This is a genomic window from Pseudomonas sp. SDO5591_S426 (assembly GCF_054070755.1).
In genome coordinates this window covers 1-5,547 of record NZ_JBSVXD010000273.1, presented here as the reverse complement: position 1 = coordinate 5,547, position 5,547 = coordinate 1, and the positions used below count along the sequence as shown (strand labels likewise).

5 protein-coding genes are annotated in these 5,547 nt (G+C 61.0%); all 5 read left to right on the top strand.

Annotated elements, in window-relative coordinates:
- Positions 1-144: 144 nt before the first annotated feature.
- The 5 genes from prmA (at position 145) to purH (ending at position 5,510) form a co-directional block, all read left to right on the top strand.
- Entirely contained in the window at positions 145-1,023 is an 879-nt protein-coding gene (prmA, locus tag ACW9JC_RS28300) for a 50S ribosomal protein L11 methyltransferase (protein WP_457459162.1), read from the top strand.
- Between the two features lie 30 nt (positions 1,024-1,053).
- Positions 1,054-2,307: a DUF3426 domain-containing protein gene (locus ACW9JC_RS28295; RefSeq protein WP_457459160.1), complete on the top strand. Its 1,254-nt coding sequence runs from the start codon at positions 1,054-1,056 to the stop codon at positions 2,305-2,307.
- Between the two features lie 185 nt (positions 2,308-2,492).
- Positions 2,493-3,503: a tRNA dihydrouridine synthase DusB gene (gene dusB / locus ACW9JC_RS28290; protein ID WP_338584506.1), complete on the top strand. Its 1,011-nt coding sequence runs from the start codon at positions 2,493-2,495 to the stop codon at positions 3,501-3,503.
- Entirely contained in the window at positions 3,500-3,820 is a 321-nt protein-coding gene (gene fis / locus ACW9JC_RS28285) for a DNA-binding transcriptional regulator Fis (protein ID WP_015093301.1), read from the top strand. The genes dusB and fis overlap by 4 nt, the downstream gene beginning before the upstream one ends.
- Positions 3,821-3,902: 82 nt before the next feature.
- Positions 3,903-5,510: a bifunctional phosphoribosylaminoimidazolecarboxamide formyltransferase/IMP cyclohydrolase gene (gene purH, locus ACW9JC_RS28280; RefSeq protein WP_457459158.1), complete on the top strand. Its 1,608-nt coding sequence runs from the start codon at positions 3,903-3,905 to the stop codon at positions 5,508-5,510.
- Positions 5,511-5,547: the final 37 nt, after the last annotated feature.

Here is a 5,547-nt window from a genome sequence, read left to right as displayed (position 1 = left end):
GGAATGCGCTCCCCTGTAGGAGCTGCCGCAGGCTGCGATCTTTTGATCTTCGGCCATGGTCGTCTTCTAAGCTCCGCTCGCGTAAACTTGCGCGCTTCTCGCAGCCCGCTAGGCTGCAATCAATATTTTTCAAAGGTGCCCGCCATGCCTTGGCTGCAAGTCCGTCTCGCCATCAGCCCAGAACAAGCCGAAACCTACGAAGACGCTTTCCTTGAAGTAGGCGCCGTGTCGGTGACCTTCATGGACGCCGAAGATCAGCCGATCTTCGAGCCGGAACTCAACACCACGCCGCTGTGGTCGCACACGCACCTGCTGGCCCTGTTCGAAGGTGGCACCGAGCCCGGTCCGGTGCTGGCCCATCTGGAACTGCTGACCGGCAGCCCGCTGCCCGAGCATCACAGCGAAGTGATCGAAGACCAGGATTGGGAACGCAGCTGGATGGACGGTTTCCAGCCGATGCGTTTCGGCCAGCGCCTGTGGATCGTGCCGAGCTGGCACGCGGCGCCGGAGCCTGATGCGGTAAACCTGTTGCTCGATCCGGGCCTGGCGTTCGGCACCGGCACTCACCCGACCACCGCGCTGTGCCTGGAATGGCTCGACGGTCAGGACCTGAAAGACTGCAACGTGCTGGACTTCGGCTGCGGTTCGGGGATTCTGGCGATTGCCGCCCTGCTGCTGGGCGCCAAGCAAGCGGTCGGCACCGACATCGACGTCCAGGCGCTGGAAGCTTCCCGCGACAACGCCGGGCGCAACCAAATTGCTGATGAACTCTTCCCGCTGTACCTGCCGGAAGATCTGCCGCAGGTTCAGGCCGACGTGCTGGTCGCCAACATTCTCGCCGGCCCGCTGGTATCCCTGGCGCCGCAACTGTCCGGCCTGGTCAAGTCCGGCGGGCGTCTGGCGCTGTCGGGCATCCTTGCCGAGCAAGGCGATGAGGTCGCTGCCGCCTACGCCAAGGACTTCGATCTGGATCCGATCGCCAATCGCGATGGCTGGGTGCGCATCACAGGCCGTCGGCGCTAGAATGAACGCCTGCATAAACCGGATCGCCGCATGACCGACAGCTTCGTCACCCAGTGCCCGCATTGCCAAACCAGCTTCCGCGTAAGCCATGCTCAGTTGAGCGTGGCACGTGGTGTCGTTCGCTGTGGCTCATGCCTGCAGGTGTTCAACGCGGCCAAGCAATTGCTTGAGCAGGCCGGCAAAGAGCCGGTCGCTCCGAATGTCGTCGAAACACTGCCAGCCGCGGAACCCCGGGCCATCAGCCAAAAGCAATGGTCCGCCGCCGAGCTGGATCTGGACAGCCTCGACCTCGACGAAGAGCTTGCCCGCCTTGAACAGCGGGAAATCCAGCCGACCACCGAATTCGGCCGGCCTCGTGAAGACAGCCTCAGCGCACGCCGCGACAGCGTCGAAAATGACGAGGAACCCTGGACCACCGACAGCCTGTTCAGCGAATCGGCCGCCGACCGCGCGCAAGCGGTCGACGATCTGGATGACCTCGATACACTCGACACACCTGTCTCAGAGGAACCACTGAAGGAGACGGGCATACTCGCACGCACCGAACCGTCGCTGTCACTGGAACCCGTGGAGCTGGACGACGAACCGCAGCCGCCGCAGCTTCGCCTGCACGACCCGCTCGATGCACCGCTTCATCACGAACGCCTGTCGGCAACGACAACTGAAGAAATCGACGACGAACTGCCCTCGGTCGAGCCGCTGCGAAAACGCCGCGAACGCAGCGAGCCGGGAGTTCGTGCCGAAGTGTTGCAGGACCTGACCGATGACCCACTGCAACTGGACTGGCAAAAACGCCGCTCGCCGTGGGGTCGCCGTTTCTTCTGGTTGTTGATGATCCTGCTCGGCGCCGGTGCGCTTGTCGGCCAGTACGTCGCGTATCACTTCGACGAACTGGCGCGCCAGGACCAGTACCGCCCATGGTTCCAGCAGTTGTGCCCGCAAATCGGTTGCACCGTGCCTTCCAAGGTCGACATCGCGAAGATCAAAAGCAGCAATCTGGTCGTCCGCAGCCACCCGGAATTCAGCGGTGCATTGGTGGTCGATGCGATCATCTACAACCGCGCGACCTTCTCCCAGCCTTTCCCGTTGCTGGAATTGCGTTTTGCCGACCTCAACGGCCACCTGATCGCCAGTCGTCGCTTCAAACCAGGCGAGTACCTCAACGGCGACCTCGAAGGCATGGTGGAAATGCCTCCGCAAACGCCGATTCACATCGCGCTGGACATTCTTGACCCCGGTGCAAAAGCGGTGAACTACAGCCTGAGCTTCCACTCGCCCGAGTGAAACGATTCACTGCCCCCCGATTGACGACGGCTTTCCGACTTCGCCCGTGCGGACCAAACCGCTGGCGATAACAGAATAACTGTTCAGATTTTGTTCAATTCGACCTTTATCCAGTCATCGAGAGCGGGTATCATGCCAACCCTTTTTCGAACTCTCATGATCCGGCCCCACAACAGGGAAGTCCTATGTCGGCGGTACGCATCGGTCCATATACATTACACAACGGCTTGATTCTCGCCCCCATGGCGGGCGTCACCGACCAACCCTTTCGTCAGTTGTGCAAGCGATTGGGCGCGGGACTAGTAGTCTCGGAAATGGTCACCAGCGACATGAGTTTGTGGAACACCCGCAAGTCGCGGATGCGCATGATCCACGAAGGTGATCCCGAGCCACGCTCGGTACAGATCGCCGGTGGCGATGCGCAGATGCTGGCGGATGCGGCCCGGGCCAACGTCGAACTGGGCGCACAGATTATTGATATCAACATGGGCTGTCCGGCAAAGAAGGTCTGCAACAAGGCCGCCGGTTCCGCACTGTTGAAAGATGAAGCATTGGTAACCGAGATCCTGCAGGCCGTCGTGGCGGCGGTCGATGTGCCGGTCACCTTGAAGATCCGTACCGGTTGGGACCGGGACAACAAGAACGGCCTGACGGTGGCGAAGATCGCCGAGCAGGCAGGCATTACGGCGCTGGCGGTCCATGGCCGCACCCGTGCCGACCTGTACACCGGTGAAGCCGAGTACGACACCATTGCCGCGATCAAGCAGGCGGTGTCGATGCCGGTTTTCGCCAACGGCGATATCGATTCGCCGGAAAAGGCCCGCTACGTGCTCGACGCGACCGGTGCCGATGGCCTGTTGATTGGCCGGGCTGCCCAGGGGCGGCCATGGATTTTTCGCGAGATCGACCATTTCCTGCGTACCGGCGAGAAGCTCCCGGCACTGGAACTGGTCGAGGTGGAACGCATCCTGCTAGAGCATCTGGCTGCGCTGCACGCCTTCTATGGAGACGTGATGGGCGTACGCATTGCTCGAAAGCATGTGGGCTGGTATCTCGCAACCCTGCCGGGCGCCAGGGAGTTTCGCGCCCACTTCAATCGTTTGGATGGTACGGAAACACAATGCGCCAACGTTCGGGAGTTCTTCGCCGAGCGTTACAAGAGCCTGACAGGGGACGGAGAGTGGGTGGCCGCATGACGATGATGACCGAGACTTTAGTGAGTGGAACAACACCCGTGAGCGACAACGTGAATTTGAAACAGCACCTCAATACCCCAAGCGAAGAAGGTCAGACCCTTCGCGGGAGTGTCGAGAAAGCGCTGCACAATTATTTCGCCCACCTTGAGGGCGCTGCCGTCACGGATGTGTACAACCTGGTGCTCTCCGAAGTCGAGGCTCCCCTGCTCGAATGCGTGATGAACTACGTCAAGGGCAACCAGACCAAGGCCAGCGAGATGCTCGGACTCAACCGAGGCACGCTGCGCAAGAAACTCAAGCAGTACGATTTGCTGTAAGCATTCAATAAAACCAGAAAGGCGCCCGCGTAAAACCGGTCGCCTTTTTTGCTGACTTCCTTTGCTTTTGATGGAAATTGAGATGACCGACCAGACTACCCGCCTGCCGATCCGCCGCGCCTTGATCAGCGTTTCCGACAAGACCGGGATCCTCGAATTCGCCAAAGAGCTTGAAGCCCTGGGCGTCGAGATCCTCTCCACCGGCGGAACGTTCAAGCTGCTGCAGGACAACGGCGTTGCCGCAGTGGAAGTCGCTGATTACACCGGTTTTGCCGAAATGATGGACGGCCGGGTGAAAACCCTGCACCCGAAAATCCACGGCGGGATCCTCGGTCGTCGCGGTATCGACGACGCCATCATGAACGAGCACGGCATCAAGCCGATCGACCTGGTAGCGGTCAACCTGTACCCGTTCGAAGCCACCATCAACAAGCCAGGCTGCGACCTGCCGACCGCGATCGAGAACATCGACATCGGCGGCCCGACCATGGTCCGTTCCGCAGCCAAGAACCACAAAGACGTGGCCATCGTGGTTAACGCCGGCGATTACGCCAGCGTCCTGGAAAACCTCAAGGCCGGTGGCCTGACCTACGCTCAGCGTTTCGACCTGATGCTCAAGGCCTTCGAACACACCGCCGCCTACGACGGCATGATCGCCAACTACATGGGCACTGTGAACCAGGCTGCCGAGAAACTGAGCACTGAAGGCCGCAGCGAATTCCCGCGCACCTTCAACAGCCAGTTCATCAAGGCCCAGGAAATGCGCTACGGCGAGAACCCGCACCAGAGCGCAGCGTTCTACGTTGAGGCCAAGCCTGCCGAAGTCGGCATCGCCACCGCAACCCAACTGCAAGGCAAGGAACTGTCGTACAACAACGTGGCCGACACCGATGCCGCGCTGGAATGCGTGAAGAGCTTCGTCAAGCCAGCCTGCGTGATCGTCAAGCACGCCAACCCGTGCGGCGTGGCGGTCAGCCCGGACGCTGAAGGCGGTATCCGCAAGGCCTACGACCTGGCCTACGCCACCGACACCGAATCCGCTTTCGGCGGCATCATCGCCTTCAACCGCGAACTGGACGCCGAGACTGCCAAGGCCATCGTCGAGCGTCAGTTCGTCGAAGTGATCATCGCTCCTTCGGTCAGCGAAGAAGCCCGCGCCATCGTCGCCGCCAAAGCCAACGTACGCCTGCTGGCCTGCGGCGAGTGGTCGGCAGATCGCGCCGCTGCCTGGGACTACAAGCGCGTCAACGGTGGCCTGCTGGTGCAGAGCCGCGACATCGGCATGATCGGCGCCGATGACCTGAAAGTCGTGACCAAGCGCGCACCGACCGAACAGGAAATCCACGACCTGATCTTCGCCTGGAAAGTCGCCAAGTACGTGAAGTCCAACGCCATCGTCTACGCCAAGAACCGCCAGACCATCGGTGTCGGCGCGGGCCAGATGAGCCGCGTGAACTCGGCGCGTATTGCTGCAATCAAGGCAGAGCATGCCGGCTTGCAGGTAGCCGGTTCGGTGATGGCGTCCGACGCTTTCTTCCCGTTCCGCGACGGTCTGGACAATGCGGCCAAGGTCGGTATCACTGCGGTGATCCAGCCAGGCGGCTCGATGCGTGATGCTGAAGTTATTGCGGCTGCTGATGAAGCCGGCATCGCGATGGTGTTCACCGGCATGCGCCACTTCCGTCACTAATATCATCAGGCCTGCAATGCGCAGACCTGTAGGAGCA

What these genes read in the sequence shown, in the direction of transcription:
- prmA (WP_457459162.1), top strand. Translation starts at nt 145, where the DNA reads ATGCCTTGGCTGCAAGTCCGTCTCGCCATCAGCCCAGAACAAGCCGAA.
- ACW9JC_RS28295 (WP_457459160.1), top strand. Translation starts at nt 1,054, where the DNA reads ATGACCGACAGCTTCGTCACCCAGTGCCCGCATTGCCAAACCAGCTTC.
- dusB (WP_338584506.1), top strand. Translation starts at nt 2,493, where the DNA reads ATGTCGGCGGTACGCATCGGTCCATATACATTACACAACGGCTTGATT.
- fis (WP_015093301.1), top strand. Translation starts at nt 3,500, where the DNA reads ATGACGATGATGACCGAGACTTTAGTGAGTGGAACAACACCCGTGAGC.
- purH (WP_457459158.1), top strand. Translation starts at nt 3,903, where the DNA reads ATGACCGACCAGACTACCCGCCTGCCGATCCGCCGCGCCTTGATCAGC.